Source organism: Nitrosomonas halophila, assembly GCF_900107165.1.
GTDB lineage: Bacteria > Pseudomonadota > Gammaproteobacteria > Burkholderiales > Nitrosomonadaceae > Nitrosomonas > Nitrosomonas halophila.
Map to the genome: position 1 here is coordinate 1 of NZ_FNOY01000134.1, position 2,004 is coordinate 2,004.

Genomic DNA, 2,004 nt, shown 5'->3' on the forward strand with positions numbered 1-2,004 from the left:
CCCAAAACCCCCCATTTTTGCTCTAAATCAGAAAAAAATTCTTTTATAATCAATAGCGATTATTTCTGCAGGGTGATGTAGTGCCATTTTTAGTATATTTATCTTGACTTTTCCAGGATTTTATTGCATGCTCCGGGCATGTATATCCGCAGAACCAAGACTAAATCTCTCGATCAGGGAGAAGGCTACTACACCTACCGCATTGTTGAATCGGTGCGTATTGGTCAACAGGTCAAACAACGCACGCTGCTCAATTTGGGCAAGGATTTTGCCGTGGATCCCGCGCACTGGCCGTATCTGACCGATCGGATCACCGCCCATTTGCAAGGGCTACGCCTGAGCCAGCGCGAGCTACCGGGCGGGGAACCAGCATTGGAGCCATCCCTTGCGCAAGAACTGGAACAAGCTGCCGAGCACTACAGCGCATTGATTGCCGCCCGGTTATCCCAGCCGGTTGCAGATGCAGCAGTAAAGGCGGTCGAAGCGGATTATCAGCGCATCGATATCAGTCAGGTTGAAGCCAGCCAGGCCCGGAGCATCGGCGCTGAAACACTGGGTCTGCATGCGGTCAGGCAGCTGCAATTGGATGAGAAGCTGACCGCCCTGGGGTTTAACGGCATTGAAGTGGCGGCGGTGCTGGGCAGTGTGATCGGTCGCATGGTGTCGCCGGGCAGCGAACGGCATACCCATGCTTGGCTGCAAAACCAGAGCGCCCTCTCTGAGCTGCTGGAGGTCGATTTTAGCCAGATCAGCCTGACGCGCCTCTATACCGTCAGTGATAAGCTGTTCAAACATCGTGTGCAGCTGGAAGCGTTTCTCGGTCAGCGTGAGCGTACCCTGTTCAACCTATCCCGCAGCATTGTCCTCTACGATTTGACCAACACCTACTTCGAAGGCCGCTGTGCAGCCAACCCGGAAGCACAATTTGGCCGCTCGAAGGAAAAGCGCAGCGACTGTCCGCTGGTGACGTTGGGTTTGGTGCTGGATGGGCAGGGATTTCCGCTGGGCAGTCAGGTTTTCCCGGGCAATGCCAGTGAACCAGCAACCCTCTCCCAGATGCTGGAGGGCTTGCGGCACTTTGATCCATCGCCCGAGACACCCCCCTTGATCATCCTGGATGCAGGACTTGCCAGCGAGGATAATATCGCCTGGCTGATTGAGCGGGAGTATGCCTATCTGGTGGTCAGCCGGGAGCGCAAACGAGAGGATCCGCGGGAGCAGGCGGATGCCCTGCTGGTGCGCGATACCGCGCGCAATCAGGTAACGGTCTATCGCGAGATCGATCCGGTAAGCGGGGAGACCCGTCTCTATTGTCATTCCGCGCTGAAAGAAAAGAAAGAGCAAGGGATACGCAACCGCTTTCATCAGCGCATGGAAGCGGGTCTGGCTGCACTGGCGGCAGGGTTGGACAAGAAAGGCGCAATCAAACGCTACGACAAGGTTCTGGAGCGTGTTGGCCGATTACGCGAGAAAAACGCCCGGGTCGCACAGGACTACCGCATCGAGGTGGTTGCGGATGCCGACAAGCATCACGCCATTCGGCTCGACTGGCAGTATGCGCCTGACAGCGCGCAGAAAGATCGGCAATGCGGCCTGTATTGCCTGCGCACCAATCTCTCTGACTGGGATGAAACCAGGTTGTGGGAAACATATCTGATGCTGACCGAAATCGAGGCCACCTTCAGGAGCCTGAAAACGGAATTGGGCTTGCGCCCGGTCTTTCATCAGAAGAAAGAACGCGTCAACGCGCATTTGTTCATCAGCCTATTGGCTTATCATCTGGTACATACGCTGCGCCATCAACTGAAGGAAAAGGGGATTCAACTCAGCTGGGAGAGCATCCGCACTATCATGGCCACCCAGCAGCGCCTCACCCTGATGCTGCCAACCGATGCGAATACGACTATCCTGCTGCGCACCACAACGCGACCTGAAGCGCTGCATAAACAACTCTACCAGGCTTTGAACATCAAACCCGATCCAATCGGCAAACGTAAAACAATT

The 2,004-nt window shown here is 55.3% G+C and carries 1 protein-coding gene; it reads left to right on the plus strand.

Annotated elements, in window-relative coordinates; genetic code table 11:
- Window positions 1–138 precede the first annotated feature (138 nt).
- On the plus strand, window positions 139–2,004 hold a 1,866-nt coding region (locus BLV85_RS14605; RefSeq protein WP_090415945.1), incomplete at its 3' end, for an IS1634 family transposase.